This is a genomic window from Sphingobacterium sp. SGR-19, assembly GCF_011043555.1.
Classification (GTDB): domain Bacteria; phylum Bacteroidota; class Bacteroidia; order Sphingobacteriales; family Sphingobacteriaceae; genus Sphingobacterium.
Genome location: NZ_JAAKGS010000002.1, coordinates 865362 through 888977, shown reverse-complemented (window position 1 = coordinate 888977; position 23616 = coordinate 865362). Strand labels below are relative to the sequence as shown.

Sequence of the window (23616 nt, the reverse complement as noted above, 5' to 3'; positions counted from 1 at the left end):
CTAAACAGTATTATACAAAATATCAGGCAGGAGTATCATTCCAATATTGACAAGTTCAGCAAACAAATCATTATTTCGCACGTTGAAACATTGCTTAGTTATTCGGAAAGATTTTACAGCCGCCAGTTCATCACAAGGGAAAAAGCCAATCATCAAATTTTGGAACGTTTAGAAAAACTGTTGATAGATTACTTTAACAGTGACGATTTGACAATGAGGGCTCTGCCATCTGTTCAATATGTTTCAGAGGAATTGAATGTTTCGGCTAGTTACTTAAGCAGTTTGCTGCGAGAGGTAACCGGTCAAAACACACAGCAGCACATTCACGACAAACTGATAGAAAAAGCCAAAGAAAAACTTTCCACGACAAATCTTTCCATAAGCGAAATCGCTTACGATTTAGGTTTTGAACATTCACAATCGTTTAGCAAACTATTCAAGACAAAGACAAACGTTTCGCCTTTGAGGTTTCGGCAATCGTTTAACTGAAAAAAGAGAACTAGCAAAGTCCATCCAACTTTCCAATACAGCTATGTTTTTTAAAACAAAAAATGACCAGAAATTTCCTCTGGTCATCTTTAATTAAATGCGAATCTTACTTTATTTATATTGTAGTTCCTTTATTTTTCTGATTCCTATTTCATCCATCCACTGCCCAAAGCCTGTTAGCTTTGGCATCCAAGAAGATATAAGTTTGTAATCAATAGGATCATAACCTTCTTTGTCGATCATTTCAACCAATCTGGCAAATGTTTCACTTTGTTGATAAAGTGTTTCCAGCGGTACCTGTACGAAATCGAATGGTTGCTTCAGCTTCTCCTCCAATAGTTTTAAAGTTTGTTTAGGAGTAAAAAGATCACCTCCAAAATCAATTGTTTTGCCGTTAAATTCTGTATGATTTTGAAATATTATTCGCGCAAAGGTTCCAATATCATTGGTAGTCACCCAAGGGATCGCCTTTTCTTCGGGTAAGGGATTGATAAACTTACCGTCTCCCAATCCGAAACTTGGCAAAAGTAGGTTTTCCATAAAAGAAGCAGGTCTTATCACTGCTCCTTGCAAATCACTTTCTAACAAGTATTTCTCGATTGTAAATTTAAATTTTGGCCTAAATAAGTCCTGCTTATCCGATCCTAAAACTGATGAATAAAGTATAAATTTAACACCTTGATTTTCTGCTAATTTGATTGTTTGTATTCCAATTTTCGCTTCTTCCTCATCTGTCTCTTTGCTGGAAATCCATACAGGAGGAAGGACTAAATAAAGTCCGTCGACTTTTTTAAATATTTCACTTAATCCTTCAATATTTTCTAAATCGCCTTTCACTAAAATTGCTCCAGCTTTTTCTAAATTGACGGCTTCTGTAGAATGAGGATTTCTAGTAAGTGCATATACCTCAAAATTATTTTTCAGCAATTCATAGGCTGTGGCACTCCCTTGTTTTCCGGTAGCTCCTGTTACTAATATTTTTTTCATTTTTTTATTATTTTAAGCAAAGTTACTTTCCTTATTTGGTAAATTTGTGATTAGTAACCTTTATGAAAGTATCATGGAAAAGAAAATAAAACCGTGTATAGAAAGTGAAAAAATATTGAAACAAAGATTTTTAGCATTGAGAGATACCTTAGATTTATTAAGTGGAAAATGGCGTTTCTGTATTCTTTTAAACTTACATTATTATGAAAAATTACGGTTTAAAGACTTCTTTGACGTTTCTGATGGTATTTCCCCGAAAGTACTAAGTTCTGAACTTTCGTTGTTGGAAGCTCATCAGCTGATTGAAAAAAAAATTGAATTTACACCCACACAAGATATCTCTTACTATCAATTAACGAAGCACGCTCAAGAAATTTGGGTGGTCTTGAATACATTAATTGAATTTGGATTGTCCAACCGTAAGGAAGTGATACAATCGCTTCTTCAAGATAAAAATTAACTTGAAGCAAACTCATTTTTTCCAGTCTTACACCTAAACTTAACACTTATCAAATTTGATTTGGATTCTCAATAATCAAATTATAAATCGATCATTTATCTACTGAAAAGCATTTTTAAAATTACGTTTGACCTTATTTTCCAATCATAATTGATGGTAACTAAAAAAAAGAGTGTTCAAAAAAAAACAAATTTTTAGGAACACTCTTTTTTTATGAATCTACTTTTCTATTGAAAATCTTGCTCGTTATTTTGTTAGCAACTGGCAATAGGAGCAGTACGCAAGCGTAAACAATGGGTAATGAAAAAAACCATGATTTAAAAAGTTCACCGATCCAATTTTCAGCTAAAACCCCGTCAGTAATACTTGACAAAACGGACATTACAAAAGTGGTGGGCAGCACTACAAAAAAGGTACTAATTATTCTGTATCGTCTATCTTTCTTAGAATTTACCATTATCATTTTTTTGTTTTCCAGGTTCAGGTATTGTTTCAACGACGTCCCAATGCTCTATAATTTTATCTTCTTCAACTCTATAAAGATCATAGAAAGCAACGTGTGCTCCTTTAAAAAAGCCTTCACTTAATACCAAAACGAAATTCCCCTCTCCAAGCACTTTATGTATTTTACTATAACTTTGAGGTTTATCGTCCTTTTTCCATTGTTCCAACACATTAATAAATTCTTGTACCCCGTCGCCCATATGTGGATTATGTTGAATCAATTCGTCTCCCCTAAAATAATTTGACACCAACTCAATTTGCCCATTAATAAGAACATTTTGAACAAAGTCTTTAACAAGTGCTTTGTTAACCTCAGTTTTATGATGATCTTTTGCCTTGGTCTTTCCGTCGGTCATTGTCCTTCCGCTTTTATTCAGTTTTTTTGGATTTGTTTGAAGATTATCCCAATGTTCAACACTTATTCCGTTTTCAAACCGGTGTATGTCAAAAGCGACGGTGGGTTCAAAAAGGAAATAGTCTACATGAACAAATCCATAATCTCCATCTTGAAACTTACGGACTACATTGGTATAAACTTTTTCCATCGGCATCTGATCGTGCAAGCCCAGAATTGCTTGTAAGCCCGTAGCTACATTTGGATTGTGTTGTTTATAGGAGGTAGGACTGATCAACCCTATTTCTGCTAAAGTTTCAGTTTCAATGCTATTTTGTATAACTTCAGCTTTGTCTCTATTTGATAATTCCATTTTTTTTAATTTTAATGATTAATTATGAGCAAATGTACTGACCTTATGCAGGTGAAAAAATAAGTGAAAAAATATTGCTATAGGGATAATATTATCCCTATGATACTGAAAACGAAATATGTCGTAAATTTATTCCCTAAAATAGAACAGCTATGTACGAGAAAAAAATACCGAAAGATTTTAGTTGTGGAATGAGTATTACTTTTGAGATTATTGGAGGTAAATGGAAGCCTTGCTTAATTGATTCTATCAACCAAGGAATACGAAGGCCGAGTGAACTCGCCAAGAAACATCCGCTTGCGAGCAAAAGAGTTTTGAACTTACAACTTAAAGAGTTGGAGGCATATGGTGTTGTTAGAAAAGTTATTTATCCGGTACTCCCTCCTAAGGTTGAATATTTTTTAACTGAAGTAGGCGAATCGCTTTTACCCCTTGTTGATATGATGGAAAAATGGGGGACTGAGTTTATGAACGACTTTTACAAGAAGCAAGAAAATTTGAACGCTGAAACTCTTCTCGTGGGAGGATAATTTTTTTTTGGTTAAAATGACAACAGACCATCACTAAAGTGAATTAAGATATTTTATAAAAGCTTCGGCCTATTAAAATGTAATTAAATCGAAAACAATGAATGAAGCAAAAAAAAATACCGAAAAGTGGAGTATGCTTAGTCATCTTTTTAAACGAATAGAGATTCCTGCTAAAACTACTCTTCTTGAAGAAGGTGAAATTTCCAAAAAAATGTTTTTCGTGGAAAAAGGTTGTTTACGAACTTGGATTAACAACAACGGAAAAGATATAACAACTCAATTTTTCTTTGAAGGTAGTGGTGTGTCGTCTATTGAAAGTTTTATGACAAACAAACCCAGTCTATATAGTATAGAAACGATTGAACCCTGTGTGCTACAAACTATCACTCAGAAAGAGTTTCAAGAAGCATTAATGAGTTTGCCGGATATTAAAGATAATATACTCGAACATCTATTTCAACGGCTTTTACAAAGTCAAAATCTTTTTTTTTCCTATTTAAAAAATTCACCTCAAAAAAGATACGAAGAGCTTATTAAGAAGCATCCTTACATTATTCAGCGTATTCCTCAACATTATATCGCTTCCTATTTAGGCATAACTTCTGTTTCATTAAGCAGAATACGAAACAGACGATAATTGCGATATGAATGAATTTAATAGAGTCCTGGTTTTAAGGTGATACTAAAACCTATTCACGTATTCTGCTGATATAAATTCCTGAATTCAAGCGGTGTCTGGCGTGTAACCCTTTTGAATAGTTTGCTTAATGATTGTGGTTGTTCAAATCCTAAGTCATAGGCGATCTCGCTTACGGTAAGTGCTGTGGTAGAGAGTTTGAGCTTGGCAACCTCTATAAGTTTGAGCTGGATATGTTGGCTGGCATTACTTCCTGTTGTATTCTTCAACACGCTACTCAGATAATCGGGCGTTTTGTTCAATTTTTCACTGAAATACTTTACTGTTGGAAGCACCTGTTGCCTGTCGTTTTTTTCGTTAAAATACAGTTCTAATAATTCCTCAAACTTAGTGAGTAATTCGTGGTTACTACGCTCCCGCGTAATGAATTGTCTTTTGTAATATCGATCTGCATAATTCAACAAGAGTTCGATTTGGGAGATGATGATCTTTTTACTGAAATCATCCATATTCTTGCTGTATTCTTCGCGGATGTTGTCCAAAAGGATACCCATATTGTACTCTTCCTCATCGGAAAGAAAAAGTGCTTCATTAATGGCATATCCGAAATATTCATATTGCTTTATCGTTTTTGCCAGCGTGGTATTCCATAAAAAATCGGGATGGATAAGCAGTATCCATCCCGATGGCTCCTGCCCGGGTAATTCATCGTTGAATTTAATATTTAGGATTTGTCCTGGTGCAAAAAATGACATCAAGCCTTCATCGAAGTCATAAGGCAATTGTCCATAATTAAATTTCCCCAGTACATTCTTCTTTAATGCAATGGAATAAAATGACTGCGACCAACATTTAATCGTTCCACCCTTATACATTTCCGCATAATCTACCAAGCTGATCAACGGGTGTAAAGGCTTAGGTAAATTATACAGACGGTGAAATTCACTAATCGTTTTAACTTGAATGATTTCTTCCATAGGTCAAATTTACCAAATAATTACAAGTTACTACCACCCGACACTTCAATTCGTTGAGCATTGATCCAATAAGCTTCTTCAGTACACAGAAAAGCAACTACAGCACCGATATCATTAGGCAAGCCAACTCGTCCCAAGGCTGTTTCGGCAGCTAATGCGGCATTCATTTCTTTGTTGTCTCTCACGGCACCTCCTAAAATATCGGTCTCGATAGCTCCCGGCGCTACTGAATTTGCCCGGATTCTTCGTGTTCCCAATTCTTTAGCTTGATATTTAGTAAGTACTTCAAGTCCGCCTTTCATAGAAGCATACGCCGCAAATCCCTGTGTGGCAAAACGCGTTAGTCCGGTTGAAATATTCACTATTCCTCCTCCGTCGTTCATCATACGTAAAGCATGCTGGGTGATAAAGAAAGGTGCCATAAGATGGATGTGTATCATCTCCTTAAATTGATCAATGGTAGTATCCTCAAAAATTGAAAACGTAATAGCTCCTGCGTTGTTTATCAGATAATCTAATTGTAAGTTGTCGAAATCATTTTTTAGCAACGGTAATAATTTCTCCGAAAAAAAAGGGGCATAAGCTTCGTAGACGGCAACGTCCAATTGTAAAGCTGCCGCTTTATTTCCATAGGATTTTATCTGTTCCACAACCTCATTGGCTGCTTTTTCATTGGATAGGTAGGTGATAATTACATCTAAACCTTTTTTCGCTAAGTTAAGTGCTATATCCCGACCTATTCCACGGCTTCCGCCGGTTACTAATGCAATTTTTTGTTTGTTCATTATGATTTAATTTTAATTACCGTACAAAGGTCTTCAAAACATTAACAGCCGACGTATCCCAATCCGGTACGTTTGTGGCTAAATCCGCAATTCAATCAAGAAATACCATTAAATAAAAGATTTCGCGCTGAAAGCATTTTCACTATTAATAAGATGATTTTAAACTGAGTATGTTATCAATAGATTCATAGCCCTCATTCCCAAAGTAGATTCCAAGATATCACTAGAAGCCTCAAGATTGGTTTATTCCTCCTTCTTAGTCTGTTTTAATGTTTGTGATTCTGCGTACAATTTCTTTACAATTGTTATCGTTTATTCCGTACGAGCGGAAGTAACTTTGTCAAAAACAAATAATATGGATTTTATAAAAGCATTATTCAAAGACGTAATTGAAAATAAAAATTACGATGAAACATTGATTAATAAATATTTCAGTGAAAATTATATTCAGATTGTGGACAATGTGGAATTAGATTTTGAAACCTTTAAAAAACACATTAAAAAGTTGAAAGACAAAATTCAGCAAGTGGATATAGCATTTTTAAACTTAGCAGAAAATGACCATTCGATTTTCACTAAGCACCAAGTAACCAGCATTCTCAATACTGGTGAAGTGGTTAAACATAAAGTTTTTGCAGAATTTCTGATTAAAGACGGTAAGGTATTCAAATGTGAGGAAATGACATTGCAAATAGAAGGTAGCCCGAACGAAAGCAATTTAGGGTCAGCAGTATAATAGCAGCATATTATGGAAATAGTAAATAGTACGAAAAATGACATACCTGAAATTTTTAAACTTTATAAATTAGCCACATCTTTGCAGAAGGAAAAGTTTCCTGAAAATCAATGGCCACAATTTGATAAAGCATTAATCGAAGAGGAAATTATTGATAATCGACAATTTAAATTATTGATTGATGGGGAGATTGCGTGCGTTTGGGCAATTACATACAGCGACCCGGAAATTTGGAAAAATGACGATGGGGTATCTGCTCTTTATATTCATAGAATAGCCACAAACCCGAATTTCAGAGGTAACAATTATGTAAAGATCATCGTAGATTGGTCAAAAGACTTCGCCAAAGACAAAAAATACATCCGTATGGATACCTGTGGGGAAAATAAAAGGCTGATTCAACATTACCAAAATTGTGGTTTCAATTTTTTAGGGATCGAAAAGCTAAGAGATTTTGCGGATCTTCCTTCTCATTACCACAATGCAGATGTTTGTTATTTTGAGATTAAATTAGATTAACAACGTTTTTAAAGTGAACAAAATAATGAAAGTTAATGACTGAACAGGAACAAAATCAATTAAATCAATACCTATTTGGGTTGGCTAAAAAAGAAAACTATAAGAAAGGAACGATCATTATTAAAGAAGGTGAAGTTTCCTCCAAGTTCTATTATTTAGAAAAGGGTATACTCAGAGGTTGGACAAATAATGACGGGAAGGAAATTACCTTTCAATTTCTTTTTGAAGAACAACTATTTTGTGCTACTGAAAGCTTCTTTTATAACACCCCCTGTTCCTACAGTATTGAGACGATTGAAGATTCGGTCCTTTTGTACATTGATAAAGAGGAAATGAATTTGTTGCAAAATGATAAAAGCTTTGAAAAACTGTTCAACAAGTACCTGATTAGCCGTCTTGCATTATACCAAAATTTGTTGATTGCACGTATCCAGGATAAACCAGAAGTCCGTTATAGGAAATTATTTCAAGAAAAACCTGAGATACTCTTACGTATTCCGCAACATTATGTTGCATCTTATTTAGGAATTACACCTGTTTCGTTAAGTAGAATACGAAACAGGCAGTAATTCATGCACAAATTTCTAATTATTTTTTACTATTCTTTTTCTTAACAATTGTTATCGTTCAAGCATTTGCTACTTCTCAACTTTGCAGTATAAAATTTAAGCAAAGTAAAAATGAGAGTAGTAATCGTATTCAATCATCCCTACGAAGGTAGCTTTGGAAACGCAATTTTAAATTCCGTGACCAAAGGGCTTAAAGATGCAAATCACGAAATAGATCTTATGCATCTTGATAATGATGGATTTAATCCTGTAATGTCTAAGGCAGACTTGAAAGCATTTGTGGACCACAAACCTGTGGATCCACAAGTAATAGACTATAATGAACGACTGGAAAAAGCAAACCACCTAATTTTTATTTTTCCCATTTGGTGGGATTTAATGCCAGCAATGACCAAAGGATTTGTTGATAGAGTTCTTACTCCAGATGTTGTATACGATCACCATCCAAGGGGTTTTGGTTTAGTACCCCTTTTAAAAAACTTAAAAGGTGTGACAGTGATCACAACCATGAATAAACCCAAAATAATGTATTCGCTACTTATTGGCAACTTAATCAAGAAAGCAATGATAAAAAGTGTTTTCAAAACTATGGGATATAAAAATCTTAAATGGATTAGCTATAACATGGTAAAGTCAGTAAGTCAGGAAAAAAGGGTGAAATGGTTAACTGATATTGAAAATAGGTTTTCAAAATTTAACTAAACTTGGAATTATGAAACTGAATAGAAACTATATTACTCCTTTTGTATCCTTAGTTTTCCTTGTAGTCGGAATATCTGGCTTATTGATGCTTTTCCATTTATTTGATGGTTATACAGAAGTTGTACACGAAATTTTAGGTGCGTTTTTCATTATATGTGCCATTTTCCACATTATACTCAATTGGAAAGCATTAAGAATACATTTCAAGAAAGGTGTCTTTATTCCTGCTTTATTAGGTGTATTAACTCTATCTGTTATACTAATTATCTCAGAAAGGATGTCTCCTCCCGTGGACCTAATCATTTTCAATAAAATGATAAAAGCACCTATCAATGATGCTTTTAAGGCGTTAGATGTCAATTATGAAAAAGCATCTGAAAAACTGAGGGGAAATGGTATATCAATTGAAAAAGCTACTACAATAGAAGACATTTGGATTAACAACGATTCTAATCCAGAAGAAATAATTGATTTGATTATGAGTGAATAGTTTAAAAATCGATCACTTACGAAATATCTAGACATCATAAATTGATAATATTTGATAAGTGGTTAAGGAGCGACAACACAAATGAAAATTATAGTAATGAAATATTTAGTAGTAGAAAATAGTGAAGAACGAGTAGATGAATGTCTCTATGATATTGCAGACTTCTTCTGGAACAATGGAAACCAAGTCTATATAAGCAACAATTATAGTAATGAAGATGACTATTGGCATTTTGTAAAATATTGTGATTGGTTAGTGCTATTGAAATATGAAGAGTGGTCAAACGTAACATTTTTTGAAAGTATGCAAGAAAAGCTTAAAGAAGATTTTCAATTGGAAAATAACAGTAAAAAATTAATTCTTGTTTTCTCAACAAATGGTGTTTATTCTAATATAATTCCGTTTCCTTATAAAATTTTTCATTTCGGTAAGCTCGATCAAAACGAATTAAAATGCTTCTTTAGTTGGTGCAGAAAGTTAAATCTATTTATGCCAAAAGAAGACAAGCTAAATTTTTCTAAGTAAAAACACGTAAGAAAGCAGTTCATAAAATGTTCATACTGCTCCGAAAAATTAATTGATTTAATAAAAAAAACTATGGGTGACAAAACCATATTATATGTTAAGGAGATTGTACCGGAAACTGCGGATTCTATAACAATACACTTCTCCCAGGCCGAGCAACAATTTGATTACTTGTCAGGTCAATTTCTAACTCTAATTGCCGAAATTGACGGAAAGGAAGAGCGCCGGGCTTATTCTCTTTCCTCTTCCCCTTATATCGATAAAGACCTTTCCGTAACCGTAAAAAAGGTAAAAGGTGGAAAAATGTCTAACCACCTTAATGATAATCTCAAAGCCGGTGATACGATGATTGTATTGCCACCTATGGGAAATTTTAATTTAAAACCGGAAAACATTCCAAACCATATCGTGCTGATTGCCTGTGGAAGCGGGATTACACCTTTATTTTCTATGGTTAAGTCAGTACTCACAGGGAACTCAATCTCTAGGGTATCCTTAGTCTACGTGAGCGCTAACCAGGCTGCTACGATATTTTATGACCAATTGAAACGATTGTCTTCTGAATATTCATCACGTTTCCGTATCGTTCATTATTGGGGAGATGAAATGAAGTGCAACCAATCAAAATCCGGATTTTTTGCAAGACTATTTAAAAAGAAAAATGCCCACAGAATCAATACTACACACCTAAAAACTATTTTTAACGAGTTGCAAATTACGAAAGAGACAAGCTCTTTGTTTTACCTATGTGGTCCACAAGGACTGATGGACATGGCAACCAAAACGATAATAGAAACAGGATTTTCTAAAGAGGTGATTTTTAAAGAAAGTTTCTATACAGTCACAAAAGGAAAGCCTATATCAGAAGAACGTCAGATTAAAATACTTTTTAACAGAAAAGAACACGAAGTAAAAGTATCCTCGGGTAAGTCTATTTTATTTGCCGGGCTTGAATCGGGAATTGATTTGCCCTATTCCTGTCAAAGTGGAAATTGTATAAGCTGTGCAGGGAAGTGTATATCTGGAAATGTAGAAATGCTAACAACCGAAGGGCTTACAGAGAAACAAATAAAAGACGGATATGTCCTTACTTGTGTAGGGTATCCAAAATCTGATGACGTAGTAATTGAATTTAACTGAATAAGAATTTGCTTTTATGAAATTGAACAGAAATTACGTCACCCGCTTCATTTTCTTAATTTTCCTAGTCGTTGGAATTTCAGGCATGCTTTATATAAGTGTTGGATCTGATTACAGAAAACCGAGACTAAGCCTTCTTATTGAATTGCTCAAAAAGAGACCGCAATATCTCTTCGTTTTCTACAGACCAATCCAATAATACGGCTAATGGGTCAGCGGTGCTTTTTCCAAACTTTGTTAGACAATACTCTACTCGGGGCGGAACCTCTGGATATACCTTACGTTGTACCATCTTGTAATCAATCAATCTCTTAAGCGTTTCATTCAGCATCTTCGGTGAAATATCGTTAATTTGTTTTTGAAGTTCGTTTGTTCGTTTTACCCCCTGCATCAACGCCATCAGAACAAGCAGTGTCCACTTATTCGCGATCAGTGCGAGCGATTGATTTAATATACAACTTGTGTCCAGACTAGACTTTAACAAAAAGCTTTGCTGCAATCTTAAATAATTATCAACTTTTTTTTCTTGGTTATGTGTCATTGCGCTTAATTTATACTTAAAAGTATATACTGTACTTCAGGGTACCTACTTTCAAATGTATAAAATTACATCTAATTTTGTTAAAAGCAATTAATATAAAAAACGTTAAATACAATGGTAAACAAATCAGAAAAAGATCAGAACCTTCCAAAAAATGCAGGAGAAATAATTTTCAACAAACTATTAATGGGATTAAATGATAGTGCTGAAGTAGTTATCGACCTATTTCATCCTAATACTATTGTTGAATTTCCTTATGCATCCTCACTCGGCACAACCCCAAAGATGAACTTTGAAGAATGGTACAATTATCTGAAAGGAGGACTCCCCAATATGCCGAATATAAAATATGACAGTATCAGGGTATATCAGGTAGATGAACAAACTTACTGGACTGAAGTCTATGGAGAAACCCGAATCCCAACCACGGGACAATTATATCAACAAAATTGGGTGATGTATTTTACTCTAAAAGAGGGTCTTATAAATTTTTATAGAGAATATTGGGATCCTTATGCTGTCATTAAAGCATTTGGTAATGGAGATTTAGAAGCTGTTAAAGCTGTGTTTAACACAGTCGAAAAATAGGTGATCGACACAGCGAAACCATTCGTGGGATGCTATGATAGCATAAAATATGTAAAAAACCTCTTAAATATGAGACAATTGTTGCGGGTATTGTAATAGCAATATTCTTAGTTCAAACAATTCGACATATCTTTGTATTAATTTTAGTAAAAAAGCTTTATAAGGATCACATTGGATGCCAATTTTGAAATATTACTTAAACATATTGAGACTATAATTTCTTTAGATTCAGACGATAAAGAATTCATAGTTAGTCATTTTCAGTTAAAAAGATATAAAAAACACCAGTACATTTTAAATGAAGGTGATAAAGCAAAGTATCATTATTTTATTATTTCTGGACTTACTAAATTGGTTTATTTAGACCAATCCGGTAAAGAGCACATTGTATCGTTTGCTATGGAGGATTGGTGGGAAAGTGATTTTTATGCATTTTATACCCGAACACCAGCTACACTCTCATTAATTTGTATGGAAGATACAACCGTACTGGCATTAAAATATGATGACTATATTAAATTATGCAATGAACATCCTAAAATGCTTAGATTTTTCTTAGAAAAAGCTAATCATGGTTTTTTAGGATTACAACGTCGAATCCTTTCATGGTTAACCTTAAACACCGCACAACGTTTTGAACATTTTTTAAAACAATATCCGAAGCTAAAAAATAGGCTGCCAAAAAGTCAATTAGCTGCCTATTTAGGTGTCTCAAGAGAGTCATTAAGTAGAATCCTGTGATATTTGTCACATCAAAAATGTGCCTAATATCAACGTTAATTATTTCTGCTCTTTTCATATTTGTACTGTTCATTTATAATATTATATGTATGGAAATTAATGCAATAAACCCATGGAAATGGCAAGACGCCAGAAGTTATAATCAAGCAATTGAGGTTAAAAATGTAGAAGGCACCTTATATGTTTCAGGACAGACAGCCATCAATGATGATGGAATCTCTAGTACTGAAGATATGAAAACACAGCTTATTAAAAGTTTAGCTAACCTTGAACGCGTAATTATTGAAGCTGGATACTCCTGTAGTAATATTGTTAGGTTAAATATTTATACGACATCAACCGAAGAATTATGGCCTCATTTTTCAATATTTCAAGATTGGATTGACAAACACGAAACTAAACAAGCATTGACTTTACTTGAAGTTGTCAGCCTATTCGAAACCCTCAAAGTGGAATTAGAAGCAACGGTTGTTAAGTAAGTTAATTATTTCAAATTAAGGATATGTAGTCTAATTATTTTATACTTGAATTTCTACTTATTTAGTCACTTTTTTTATGGTAAATCCATTTGTTAATACAAATGGATTTACATTTTTAGTCAAGAGTTCATACCTAATAGAGAGAATATCAAAAGTATTCAGCCAATTAAATGTTAAATTCATCCATCAAATAATGAAGTTCATCAGAAATATGAGTGATCCGTCGTACACCTCAAATGAAAATTTTATTTTTGATATGAAATATGATTCAATTTAAAAAAATAGGTATTAGAAATCTGCTCATTTTTTTCTCTTCCACATTGATTTATGCTTTGTGTCAAATGCTTTTCAGCATTATTCTGATGAAGGAAGATTTGTGCAACAATTTTCATATCCAGTTGTTTTCGCATTATTTGGTAATTGTTACCATGTGTATAGCAGATTTTATTTTATTAAGATTCCTTAATAAGCACTTGCCTTATTCCAAAAATATTCTATACCGAATCATGGCTGATATTACAGGGCTGGTCGTAATATGTCTGATTATATTATGTCTGTTCAATTACGTGATTTATGACGTCTTATTGATTTCCGAAGAAGGGCTACCGTCATTTCTTGTCAAATTTGGATTTGCAATGACAAATAACATCCCCATTCTGCTGTCATTTGAACTCATTTATTATTTCCAGTCCGAACAAAAAGCCATAGCGGATTCGGAAATAGCGAAACGGAGAGTATTGCTATTCCAACATGAAACATTGAGGGCACAGATAAATCCACATTTCTTATTCAATTCATTAAATGTCTTATCTTCTTTAATATATATAAATCAGGAAAATGCCAACAAGTTTACGAAAGCTCTTTCAAAAACCTATCGGTATGTACTCTCACTCACCCAGCAGCCAGTGGTATCGGTGACCGAAGAATTGAATGCTTTGGATTCATATATATTCCTAATGAGAATGCGATTTGAAAATGCGTTTACTTTTACAGTAAATAAAATATCTTCCTCTGAACAATATAAGATTATTCCCTTGACGCTACAACTGCTTATAGAAAATGCCTTCAAACACAATATCGCAACAGAAGAATCAACATTAAATATCACAATTAATATTGATTACGAACATATCACAGTCGAAAATAACATCCAGTCATCAAGCGGTGCTGATAAAGGTGGAATTGGACTGAAATATATCACGCAGCAATATAAATTATACGGCAAGGATGTTATTGTGGAGCATACCGAGGAAATGTTTATTGTAAAAATCCCATATATACAGTCATGAAATACCTGATAGTAGAAGACGAACGGTTTGCATCCGAAGAACTAAAACGAATGATGATGAAATTACGTCCAGATTATCAATTGGAGATGCAAACAAAAACGGTCATAGATACCATTGGTTTTCTGAAAGAATCCGTTGTTGATCTTATTCTTATGGATATTCGTCTTGCAGACGGCAATTGCTTCGAAATATTTAACCATGTGGACGTTACAACACCTGTTATATTTACAACAGCTTACGATGAACATGCTATCAAGGCGTTTAAGCTAAACAGCATCGATTACCTCTTAAAACCATTTGATGAAAGTGAACTGGAGACAGCGCTAAACAAATTTGAGAATATATTTTATAACCAATCTTATAAAAGCAATTCGAAGAATTTTGAGCAACTACTATCACTCAAGACCAAAAACCGTTTCCTGATATCCAAGGGGGAAAACTATCATTATATTGAAACCAAGGATATTGGCCATTTTTACAGTGAAGACGGGGTCGTCTTCCTTCACACGTTCAACGACAGACGATATATTATTAACTATACTTTAGATCAATTGGATCAACAGCTTGATAGCCGTTTGTTTTTCCGAGTATCGCGTAATTGCATCGGGAATGTCAAAGCCATTGAAAATGTTGCAAAATACTTTAATAGCCGTCTGAAACTTTCTTTTTCGCCGGAATGTCCCCATGAAGTTTTGGTAAGCCGGGTGCGCGTACCGGACTTTCTAAAATGGATGGACGGTATCGTACAATAGCTTAATGCTGAAAAATCCATCCTTTGTATATTGCATTTCATTTATTAAAATCTAAAGTCTATCCCTTAGTGATTTCTTAACCGCACCGTTCATCGTTCTTTTGTTCAGAATTTAAAAACAACATTAAAATTTTAGAACAATGAAAAAGAACGTATTAACATTTATTTTTGCAGTAAGCTCACTGATTTTCTCTTCACAATTATCCGCACAGGAGACCCCGTTATCTGTTGGTTTCAAAGCCGGCGCAGGTCTATCAAATTATCGCTTGAGAGGTGATATGAAAAGCTTAAAAAGTAAAATGAGCTTTGGCGGTTCCGTAGGTGGTTTTATAAAATATGACCTAAGCTCAAATTTCGCAATTCAATCTGGTATCGAAATTTACTACAACACCTCTAAACTCGAATCTCCAACCAATAGATCATCGGATAAGCTTAAATCTCTCGGAGTAGAGGTGCCTGTTTATGGAATTGTTCAGGGCGAGCTTGGAAATGGGAAGGCTTTTATAGGTGCAGGTGGGTATGCCGGTTATGGCATCAGCACGAAATTGGATGGGGTAAACCTATATAAAAAGAATAATGGAACAGGAACCACGATGAACCGTTTTGATTATGGTCTAGCGGCAATCATTGGTTACGACTTTTCTAAGAGCTGGCAGATAAATGCAAGTTACAAATTTGGACTCGCCGATCTGCACAAAGGCATGGGAGGATCTATGAAAAACCAAGGTGTATCCATCGGTATAGGCTATAAATTTTAATACCTGTCACTGCAATTAAATAAAGTCTGCGCACTGAATTTTAAATTCGCGTCTAATTACAAGATGACTGAAATTCGGTGCGCAGGAACTTCCGCTAACCTGTCTCACACGTTCAGTAAATTTTAAATTGCATTTCATCCTTTATATTCTGCAGTCCATTCCTTTGATCCTGAAGTCCACAGTTTATAGCTTTCTGTCCTGATTCATTCATCATTACTTTTATTAACAAAATAGAAATTATCTCAATAGAAATTTAAATCAAATGAAATTAAAGTCATTATTATTAACAACGCTAGTGACATTGCTCTACCTACAGGGAAAAGCACAGGAAGTAACTTTCAAAACAGAGTATCTCGGAAAATCAGGATACTACTATCTGCCTCCTGGTGAGAAGCCAAAAGAGAAAATAGGAGATGCTAAAGGGTCTGCTATGGTATACCAAGCAGCGGCCAATATCCCTTTGTCCTTAAAAATGAATGAAAATAATCGCCCTACAGCATGGGGCATCGGTCTTGGAGGATCATATGTTTCGTTGAAAAACCAAAAGTTCTCTGATCAAATGGTGTCCGAAATTATGAATTTTCAAGTCGGAATTTATCATTTGCGACCATTGAATGACAAATGGTCAATGAGGGCAAGTCTTGGTATGGGTGTATTTACTCCTTCTACCGATTTTTCAAAAATCAGCTTCAAAAATGTACTTGCAAGTGGAAGTGCCATTTTTATACGTCATTTGAAACCTAATCTCTCCATAGGGGGCGGGGTTGCAATAAATAGTTCATTAGGATATCCAATGGTATTTCCTGCCGTGTATGTCAAGTGGAAGAGCGAAGGCAAATTTGACCTGAACGTAGAGCTTGTGGACGGACTGGAGGTGTCGGCAGGTTACGATATCAATGATAAATTTAAACTTTCGTACGCTCTCGAAATGAATGGTCAGGTTGCTTTGTTGAAAAAAGACGGAAAGGATGTAATTTTTTCTCATCAGTATATCGTTACTGGATTCCGTCCAGAATATAAGATCAATGAAAAACTATCTGTAACCGGTATGGCAGGGCTCAATCTCTATCGCCCGGCATCTTATAGCGACAGAACCCTGAAAGGTGTTTTTGCATCTGATAACGATTACTATTTTTCTGTATCACCCTATGTATCAGCCGGATTAAAGATGAAATTTTGAAGATGGATTATTTGAAGCAAACCCTGCGGCATTTTGTGTTTAAATCTATTTATGTAGCTATTTATCTTATAAGTCTGCTGCCAATGACTTTCTTGTATGGGATGGCTTCTTTTACTTTTTTCATTGCTTATTATTTAGTTGGATACAGAAAAGAAGTTGTCATTCAAAATGTTGCCCGTTCATTCCCCGAAAAGCAATACGGAGAGATTCATGCCATCGTAAAAAAATTCTATGAATGCTTTGTGGCCTATTTTGCCGAAATGATAAAAGGTGTTTCTATTCCAACAAAAACACTTGACAAAAAAGTAATATTTGAGAACCTCGAGTTAGTGGATCTATATATAAAATCAGGGCGCAATGTTATCGCTTCTGTTGGACACTGTGGTAATTGGGAAGTATTAAATTTTTTACCTCATAAAGTTCAGTACGACGTTCATGCAGTATACAAGCCGTTGAGTTCCAAGCTAGCGAATAGTCTTATGGTCAAACTCCGCTCTCGTTTCGGTATGAAGTTAATTCGTGACAAAGCGGTAACACGATATATACTTTCCATGAACTCGTCTCCAGCTGTGTACCTTTTTATAGCAGACCAACGTCCAAAGATAAAAGATGAAAAATACAGGTTCACTTTATTGAATCAGGAAACATATTTTTTTTCAGGAATGGAAAAACTGGCCTGTACAAGTGAATCGGCTGTCATATACCTACATATCACGCAACTTACAAAAGGAAATTACAAGGTAAGCTGCATACCCATAAATGCAAAAGCAGAATCAACAAAAGTGGGTGAAATTACTCAAAAGTATATTGAGTTGCTCACAGAAAATATCAAAGAAGAACCATATGGCTGGCTATGGACACATAAGCGGTGGAAAAGATAATTCTTTGGTTTATCCTAGGCCAGACTATATAGTAACCGTACAGTCTAGATATGCCGAATTAAAAGTAAATAAACATGAAATTAAAACATCAGCCCTTAAGGTTTTATCTATTACTATTTTTCACTCTGATAATTGGAAAGATAAATGCCCAGCAGACTTTGTCCGGTCTGACTTTGGAAGGGTGTATAGATTATGCACTACGGAATAATCTAAAAATACGACAGGTTGATCTAGAACAAAAAGAATCGCAATACCGAATCAGCGAAGTCAAATCGAAAATATTACCACAGGTATCTGGTAGGGGTTTAATAGATCGGAATCTGGTCATCCCCACTATGATTCTCCCGGGTGAACTGGTGGGAACACCTGGCACGAAAATACCCGTTCAGATGGGAGCCAAGAATGTATTGGATTTCTCTATACAGTTGGAACAAGTGATCTATGACCCGAGTTTATTCGTTGGGCTAAAAATTGCCCGAACTGACCAGGAACTGTATCAACTTAGAGGATTACTTACTGAAGACGAAATGATTTATAATGTCAGCCATGTATTCTATGGATTAATGGGCTCATCCGAGGAGCTCAAAGATATAGATGCCATGCTTTCCAAGCAGCAATCATTGGCCGAAATAGTCCACGAAAAGGTGATAAAGGGAGTTTCTAGACAAGTGGATCTAAATCGTATCCAGGTAAATATCAATAATCTTAAGTTAAATAGGAAAAAAGTAGAAAATATTGTATTCCAACAAAACAATTATCTAAAGACGCTAATCGGAATGCCTGTGGAAGAAGTATTGAGGGTTGATTATCATCTTTCCACATCTGAAACTACACCTAATTCCTTGATCTCAACTTTGGACAGCAGTCATGTCGAACTTGATATTCTTGAAAAGAAAAAGGAAATGATAGATTACCTCCTCAGACAGGAAAAGAATAAATATTTGCCCACTTTGTCCAGTTTGGTTTCTGGTGGATATCAGTTTCAATCAGACCAATTGCGGCTCACAAAAGACCCGTGGTATAACTCTGTTGCTTTAGGTTTAAGATTAAATATTCCAATTTTTGATGGATTTGCTAAACGTAACAAGATTCAGCAGTATCATTTCCAAAAGCAAAACATTGATTTTCAGATGAGGGAAATGCAGCAAAATATTGTATCTAACAAACTCAATGCAATCAGCCAACTTAATGTTTCTCTTTCTTCCATCGAAGATCAAAAACAGAATCTGCTACTGGCTGAGGATAATTACAATAAAACAAACCTGCTGTATAATGAAGGTTTAATTGACATAATCGATGTTTTTGAAACAGAGACAACTCTTTTGGATACAAAAATAGCATTCACCAGAGAACTTATCAATCATAAGAAAGCGGAAGTGGATTTATTGAAGGCATTAGGAAAATTAAAGACCTTATCAAAATATTAATGAAATGAAAATAAGAATTATCATACCGGTAGCGGTATCAATTATCCTTATCGCACTCATGATCTGGAAATTGTCTGCTAACAAGGAAGGGATGGAGAAGAAATTAGAACAGTCGACTGTTGTCAATATGACAATCCCGGTTATCGTTGAAAAGCCCGAGTTGCTGAGGTTACAAAATAACCTTTCCCTACACGGAAGTATCATTCCAGATAATGAGATACTTATACTCTCAAAAGCACAGGGTACTATCACAAGGAAATACAAAAGAATGGGTGACAGCGTTAAAAAAGGTGATATAATCGTTCAGATTGAAAATGAGGTTCTAAAAAAAGCTTTAGTGAGTACCCGGGCAGACTACGAGAAAAAAGCTAACGATGTACAACGTTACGAATCCTTACAAATGCAAGGTGCGGTGGCTCAGCAGGAGGTCGAAAATGCTCAGCTATCTTTACGGGAAGTAGAAAGACGTATTACAGAACTTGAGGATCAAATTGCTCATACGACTATCGTCGCTCCTTCTTCAGGGATTATTTCTAAAGATTTTGTTGAAGATGGACAATGGGTAACAACAGGAAGTGAAATAGCTCATATTTTTTCTGGAAATGGTCTAAAGTTACAGGTAAGTATTACCGAAGCAGATATACTCAAGATCAATAAAGGGGAGCAAGTAAAAGTACATCTTCCCTCTTTAAACAACGAGAGCTTTTCGGGTGTTGTGTATAGGGTTGCCCCCACAGCAATGAGCTACATTCCTACGCTGTGGAAATCATGCTGAAAAGTAAAGATATCCGCCTAAAACCAGGAATGTATGCTATAGCATTTATCGAATCTTCTAAAACATCAATGCCAACGATTACGATAAATCGAAAATCTGTCGTAGGCGGAATGAAAAACCCGTCCGTTTTCATTGTCAAAGATGGTAAAGCCTACAAAAGAAGTATAAGGATAGGATATTACGATAATGAAACACTGGAAGTTATTTCAGGCCTAGCTTTAAACGATACGGTCATAAATAGCGGACAAATTAATTTATCGGATGGAATACCTGTTTCCATATTAAATAGATTATAATATGAAAATAGCCAGATTCTCCATCAAACGTCCCTCTGCAATCATTATCTGCTCTGCCACCCTATTGCTGTTTGGTTTATATGCCTTAATGAACATCAATCAGGAATTAATGCCGGAAATAGCTACAGGTACCATATCTATCAGCACCATATATCCTGGAGCTGCCGCACAGGAAGTCGAAAACGCAGTGACAAAAAAAATAGAAGAAGCTGTGTCTTCTTTGGAGGGTATAGATGATATCTCAGCTACATCCATGGAAAATTTTTCCCTTGTCACCATCAATTTGAAAGGATCAACAAACCTAAATAAAGCTATTCAGGACGCACAAAGAAAAGTCAATGCCATACGCTCTGATCTGCCGGATGATGCCAAAGATCCCGCCATTACAGATTTTAAAATTACTGACATTCCTATAATGACTATCGGTGTTACATCTACGATTGAAGAAATGGATCTTTTTGATATTGTAGACCGTGAAATAAAACCTCAACTTGAAAGGATTCCGGGAGTCGGAAGGGTGTCGCTTATCGGGGGACTTGAAAAAGAAGTGCAAGTTAACTTGGATGAGGACAAGATAAAGTCCTATGGTTTATCAATAGGAGATATTACCCGAAAAATACAAGTTACGAACATGGATTTTCCAGTGGGAAAGCTCATCAATGAGAACAAACAATTGCAGATCCGTTTAGAAGGGAGGTTCAAAAGACCTTGGGATATTGGAGATGTTGTTGTGAAAACGTTACCTGATGCTACGGTAATAAAAGTACGGGATATTGCAGAAGTTGCAGAAACCTATAAGGAAGTCAAGACCATTAACAGAACAAACGGTATTCCTTCAGTTGGTATTACGATCCAACGTTCTTCGGATGCCAACACGGTAGAGATTTCTAAAGCAGTGACTGCTAGATTAGAATCTATAGAAGCAAAATACCATCAAGAGAAGATGTCTTTTGTTGTCGCAGTAGATAATGCTGAATTTACGGTTCGGAGTGCAAATTCTGTACTATTCGATCTCTTGTTAGCAATAATTTTGGTCGCAGCTACGGTATTTCTGTTTTTACAGAGTTTCAGAAATTCCATTTTCGCCGCCGTTGCGATACCTTTTTCTCTGATAATTACATTCATTCCCTTGTTGCTATTGGGATTTAGCCTGAATATCATGTCATTGCTTGCATTGACATTGGTGATTGGTATACTGGTCGATGATGCCATCGTTGTAATCGAAAACATTCATAAACATCTTGAAAGAGGAAAAACAGTAATCCAGGCAGCATATGATGGAGTTAAGGAAATAGGGTCTACGGTTCTTTCAATTACATTAGTAATCGTGGTGGTGTTTGTACCCATATCTCTGACCGAAGGCACTATTTCCGACGTATTCCGACAGTTTGCGCTCACCATCGCCATTTCTGTGCTAATCAGTTTAATCGTGTCCTTGACAGTTGTACCATTGCTTTATTCCCGGTTTGGTAAATATGAGCATATTCGAAAGGACTCGGTTTTAGGGAGGTTTCAATTACTTTTCGAAAAGGGCATCTCGGATATAGCGTTGTGGTTCGGAGACCTATTGAAATGGTCTTTCAAACACAAAATGATTGTCCTTCTAACTGTTGGCAGTATGTTTATAGGTAGTTTCGCCTTGGTTGGCATGGGTTTTATCGGGAGTGATTTTGCCCCCCAGGGTGATCAGGGACAGTTTGTAATTAAGTTGGAGCTACCCCGTGACGTCACTTTACAGCACACAAATCAGATTACTTTAAAAGCTGAAAATACGGTGATAAACAACCCATTAGTGGAGAATATTTTTACCACTGTAGGGGCTGAGGAAAGCGGGCAAGTGCAGGCTCGTTTGTCAGAAATACGAGTAAAACTTATACCCCATAACGAACGTTCCGTATCGGCGAAGGACCTTGCAGGATATTTGAAGCTGGAACTAGAGCGTACACTGCCCGGAACGATTGTAAGCCTTGGTATGACCGACATGATGGGGAATATCGATGAAGCCCCCGTACAATATTATATAGTTGGCAGAGACGTAGATTCTGTTCGAGTTGCCGCCAATATAATATTGAAGGAAATTAAAAACATCAATGGGGTTATGGGGCCCCAAATTTCATCAAAAGATGGAGATCCCCAGATTAGCATCGTGGCAGACAGAGAGAAAATGGCACATTTGGGAGTATCCTTCGAAAACCTCGGTCAGACCCTGAATTTGGCATTTAATGGTAATACTGATGGTAAATTTCTAAGGGGTGATGTGGAGTATGATATCAATATGAGACTCGATAAATCAGATAGAAGACAGATTGGTCATGTTGAAAATCTCTCTCTATTGAATAACGAAGGAGAATTGATACAATTGAAACAGTTCGCACAGATACAAGAAACCGAAGGCCCGACCATTTTAGAACGCAGGGATAGAATGCCTTCAGTTATGATCAGCTCTCAGATTGCAGGAAGACCTCTGGGAGATATCGGAGCAGATATAAATAAAGTCGTCGAAGATCTGCACCTATCCGATCAAATAGAGGTAATACCTGGAGGAGAACTTGAAATGCAGGATGAGAGTTCCGGGTCATTGGGACTTGCGCTTATGGTTTCTATCTTGTTGGTATATGTTATTTTGGTATTGCTATACGATAGCTTGGTGTATCCTTTAGTAATCCTGGCATCTTTACCACTGGCTGTAATAGGAGCACTTCTTGCATTAGCATTGACAATGGAAACCTTGAACATCTTTACAATGTTGGGTCTTGTGGTTCTCATCGGTCTTGTTGCTAAGAATGCGATATTATTGGTGGATTATACAAATCATCTTAAATCCCAAGGTGTTCCATTACAAGAAGCATTGATAAATGCCACACATCAACGCTTCAGACCTATTGTAATGACAACGCTCGCTATGGTAATCGGCATGTTGCCAGTCGCCTTAGCTACTGGTGCAGCTGCCGAATGGAAGAATGGGTTGGGCTGGGTAATAATAGGCGGGTTAATCAGTTCTTTGTTTCTGACTCTTATTGTTGTACCCCTTCTATATTACATCTTGGAGCGAATCATGATACGAATGAGTCTAAACAAACATAAAAAAATAGTTCTGGTTGAAAATGATATTTGAATACTGACTATATAAATATGTTTATTAACAATTGTATT

Annotated in this window: 29 protein-coding genes; 23 read left to right on the top strand and 6 right to left on the bottom strand. The window is 35.5% G+C overall.

Annotated elements, in window-relative coordinates; all coding sequences use genetic code 11:
- Positions 1 to 489, top strand: a 489-nt coding sequence (locus G5B43_RS07405) for a helix-turn-helix domain-containing protein (RefSeq protein ID WP_165294049.1), incomplete at its 5' end; no start/stop codon positions are given.
- 111 nt (positions 490 to 600) lie between these two features.
- Here the strand turns inward: G5B43_RS07405 and G5B43_RS07400 are convergent.
- Complete coding sequence (locus G5B43_RS07400) at positions 601 to 1476, bottom strand: NmrA family NAD(P)-binding protein (protein ID WP_165294048.1); 876 nt, start codon at positions 1474 to 1476, stop codon at positions 601 to 603.
- 73 nt (positions 1477 to 1549) lie between these two features.
- Here G5B43_RS07400 and G5B43_RS07395 point away from each other — a divergent pair, with 73 nt between their 5' ends.
- Complete coding sequence (locus G5B43_RS07395; protein ID WP_206367265.1) at positions 1550 to 1936, top strand: winged helix-turn-helix transcriptional regulator; 387 nt, start codon at positions 1550 to 1552, stop codon at positions 1934 to 1936.
- A gap of 211 nt (positions 1937 to 2147) precedes the next feature.
- On the opposite strand, the gene G5B43_RS19690 is transcribed toward G5B43_RS07395, so the two are convergent.
- Entirely contained in the window at positions 2148 to 2393 is a 246-nt protein-coding gene (locus tag G5B43_RS19690) for a DUF2798 domain-containing protein (RefSeq protein WP_165294047.1), read from the bottom strand.
- Positions 2380 to 3147: a hypothetical protein gene (locus G5B43_RS07385; RefSeq protein WP_165294046.1), complete on the bottom strand. Its 768-nt coding sequence runs from the start codon at positions 3145 to 3147 to the stop codon at positions 2380 to 2382. The genes G5B43_RS19690 and G5B43_RS07385 overlap by 14 nt, the downstream gene beginning before the upstream one ends.
- A gap of 152 nt (positions 3148 to 3299) precedes the next feature.
- Between G5B43_RS07385 and G5B43_RS07380 the strand changes: the two genes are divergently transcribed.
- Both G5B43_RS07380 and G5B43_RS07375 read left to right on the top strand, forming a co-directional pair.
- Complete coding sequence (locus tag G5B43_RS07380; protein ID WP_165294045.1) at positions 3300 to 3677, top strand: winged helix-turn-helix transcriptional regulator; 378 nt, start codon at positions 3300 to 3302, stop codon at positions 3675 to 3677.
- A gap of 97 nt (positions 3678 to 3774) precedes the next feature.
- Positions 3775 to 4314 (top strand): Crp/Fnr family transcriptional regulator, encoded by a 540-nt coding sequence (locus G5B43_RS07375; protein ID WP_165294044.1) that lies wholly within the window; start codon positions 3775 to 3777, stop codon positions 4312 to 4314.
- 56 nt (positions 4315 to 4370) lie between these two features.
- Here the strand turns inward: G5B43_RS07375 and G5B43_RS07370 are convergent, their stop codons facing one another.
- Positions 4371 to 5291: a helix-turn-helix domain-containing protein gene (locus tag G5B43_RS07370; RefSeq protein ID WP_165294043.1), complete on the bottom strand. Its 921-nt coding sequence runs from the start codon at positions 5289 to 5291 to the stop codon at positions 4371 to 4373.
- Between the two features lie 20 nt (positions 5292 to 5311).
- Positions 5312 to 6076 carry an SDR family NAD(P)-dependent oxidoreductase gene (locus G5B43_RS07365; RefSeq protein ID WP_165294042.1) on the bottom strand — a complete coding sequence of 255 codons (765 nt, stop codon included), beginning with the start codon at positions 6074 to 6076 and terminating at the stop codon, positions 5312 to 5314.
- Positions 6077 to 6431: 355 nt separating this feature from the next.
- Here G5B43_RS07365 and G5B43_RS07360 point away from each other — a divergent pair, with 355 nt between their 5' ends.
- The 7 genes from G5B43_RS07360 (at position 6432) to G5B43_RS07330 (ending at position 10757) form a co-directional block, all read left to right on the top strand.
- Entirely contained in the window at positions 6432 to 6812 is a 381-nt protein-coding gene (locus tag G5B43_RS07360) for a hypothetical protein (RefSeq protein WP_165294041.1), read from the top strand.
- 12 nt (positions 6813 to 6824) lie between these two features.
- Positions 6825 to 7331, top strand: coding sequence for a GNAT family N-acetyltransferase (locus G5B43_RS07355; protein ID WP_165294040.1), 507 nt, complete (start codon positions 6825 to 6827; stop codon positions 7329 to 7331).
- A 35-nt stretch (positions 7332 to 7366) separates the two neighbouring features.
- Entirely contained in the window at positions 7367 to 7900 is a 534-nt protein-coding gene (locus tag G5B43_RS07350) for a Crp/Fnr family transcriptional regulator (RefSeq protein WP_165294039.1), read from the top strand.
- Between the two features lie 111 nt (positions 7901 to 8011).
- On the top strand, positions 8012 to 8602 hold the full coding sequence (locus G5B43_RS07345; protein ID WP_165294038.1) for an NAD(P)H-dependent oxidoreductase: 591 nt from the start codon (positions 8012 to 8014) through the stop codon (positions 8600 to 8602).
- 10 nt (positions 8603 to 8612) lie between these two features.
- Entirely contained in the window at positions 8613 to 9092 is a 480-nt protein-coding gene (locus G5B43_RS07340; RefSeq protein WP_165294037.1) for a DUF4405 domain-containing protein, read from the top strand.
- A 96-nt stretch (positions 9093 to 9188) separates the two neighbouring features.
- Positions 9189 to 9617, top strand: coding sequence for a hypothetical protein (locus tag G5B43_RS07335; RefSeq protein ID WP_165294036.1), 429 nt, complete (start codon positions 9189 to 9191; stop codon positions 9615 to 9617).
- Positions 9618 to 9689: 72 nt separating this feature from the next.
- Complete coding sequence (locus G5B43_RS07330) at positions 9690 to 10757, top strand: ferredoxin--NADP reductase (RefSeq protein ID WP_165294035.1); 1068 nt, start codon at positions 9690 to 9692, stop codon at positions 10755 to 10757.
- A 127-nt stretch (positions 10758 to 10884) separates the two neighbouring features.
- On the opposite strand, the gene G5B43_RS07325 is transcribed toward G5B43_RS07330, so the two are convergent.
- Positions 10885 to 11298 carry a winged helix-turn-helix transcriptional regulator gene (locus G5B43_RS07325; RefSeq protein ID WP_165294034.1) on the bottom strand — a complete coding sequence of 138 codons (414 nt, stop codon included), beginning with the start codon at positions 11296 to 11298 and terminating at the stop codon, positions 10885 to 10887.
- 114 nt (positions 11299 to 11412) lie between these two features.
- On the opposite strand from G5B43_RS07325, the gene G5B43_RS07320 reads away from it, so the two are divergent.
- From G5B43_RS07320 to G5B43_RS07265, 12 genes are all read left to right on the top strand, one after another.
- The gene (locus tag G5B43_RS07320) at positions 11413 to 11886 is read left to right on the top strand and encodes a nuclear transport factor 2 family protein (RefSeq protein ID WP_165294033.1); all 474 of its coding nucleotides are present in this window, start codon (positions 11413 to 11415) and stop codon (positions 11884 to 11886) included.
- A gap of 171 nt (positions 11887 to 12057) precedes the next feature.
- On the top strand, positions 12058 to 12627 hold the full coding sequence (locus tag G5B43_RS07315; protein ID WP_165294032.1) for a Crp/Fnr family transcriptional regulator: 570 nt from the start codon (positions 12058 to 12060) through the stop codon (positions 12625 to 12627).
- Between the two features lie 89 nt (positions 12628 to 12716).
- Complete coding sequence (locus G5B43_RS07310; RefSeq protein WP_165294031.1) at positions 12717 to 13106, top strand: RidA family protein; 390 nt, start codon at positions 12717 to 12719, stop codon at positions 13104 to 13106.
- 506 nt (positions 13107 to 13612) lie between these two features.
- A complete protein-coding gene (locus G5B43_RS07305) occupies positions 13613 to 14395 on the top strand; it encodes a sensor histidine kinase (protein ID WP_240904787.1) in 783 nt (260 codons plus the stop codon).
- Positions 14392 to 15147, top strand: a complete 756-nt coding sequence (locus tag G5B43_RS07300) for a LytR/AlgR family response regulator transcription factor (protein WP_165294029.1) — start codon at positions 14392 to 14394, stop codon at positions 15145 to 15147. Before G5B43_RS07305 ends, G5B43_RS07300 begins: the two co-directional genes overlap by 4 nt.
- Before the next feature lie 139 nt (positions 15148 to 15286).
- Positions 15287 to 15904 carry an outer membrane beta-barrel protein gene (locus tag G5B43_RS07295; protein ID WP_165294028.1) on the top strand — a complete coding sequence of 206 codons (618 nt, stop codon included), beginning with the start codon at positions 15287 to 15289 and terminating at the stop codon, positions 15902 to 15904.
- Positions 15905 to 16166: 262 nt separating this feature from the next.
- On the top strand, positions 16167 to 17084 hold the full coding sequence (locus G5B43_RS07290; RefSeq protein WP_165294027.1) for a DUF6268 family outer membrane beta-barrel protein: 918 nt from the start codon (positions 16167 to 16169) through the stop codon (positions 17082 to 17084).
- Positions 17085 to 17086: 2 nt separating this feature from the next.
- Positions 17087 to 17965, top strand: coding sequence for a lysophospholipid acyltransferase family protein (locus G5B43_RS07285; protein WP_165294026.1), 879 nt, complete (start codon positions 17087 to 17089; stop codon positions 17963 to 17965).
- 74 nt (positions 17966 to 18039) lie between these two features.
- Positions 18040 to 19392, top strand: a complete 1353-nt coding sequence (locus G5B43_RS07280) for a TolC family protein (RefSeq protein WP_165294025.1) — start codon at positions 18040 to 18042, stop codon at positions 19390 to 19392.
- A gap of 4 nt (positions 19393 to 19396) precedes the next feature.
- Positions 19397 to 20167: an efflux RND transporter periplasmic adaptor subunit gene (locus tag G5B43_RS07275; protein ID WP_165294024.1), complete on the top strand. Its 771-nt coding sequence runs from the start codon at positions 19397 to 19399 to the stop codon at positions 20165 to 20167.
- Positions 20161 to 20463, top strand: coding sequence for an efflux RND transporter periplasmic adaptor subunit (locus G5B43_RS07270; protein ID WP_165294023.1), 303 nt, complete (start codon positions 20161 to 20163; stop codon positions 20461 to 20463). The genes G5B43_RS07275 and G5B43_RS07270 overlap by 7 nt, the downstream gene beginning before the upstream one ends.
- Before the next feature lies 1 nt (position 20464).
- Positions 20465 to 23578 (top strand): efflux RND transporter permease subunit, encoded by a 3114-nt coding sequence (locus G5B43_RS07265; protein WP_165294022.1) that lies wholly within the window; start codon positions 20465 to 20467, stop codon positions 23576 to 23578.
- The last annotated feature ends 38 nt before the right edge of the window (positions 23579 to 23616 follow it).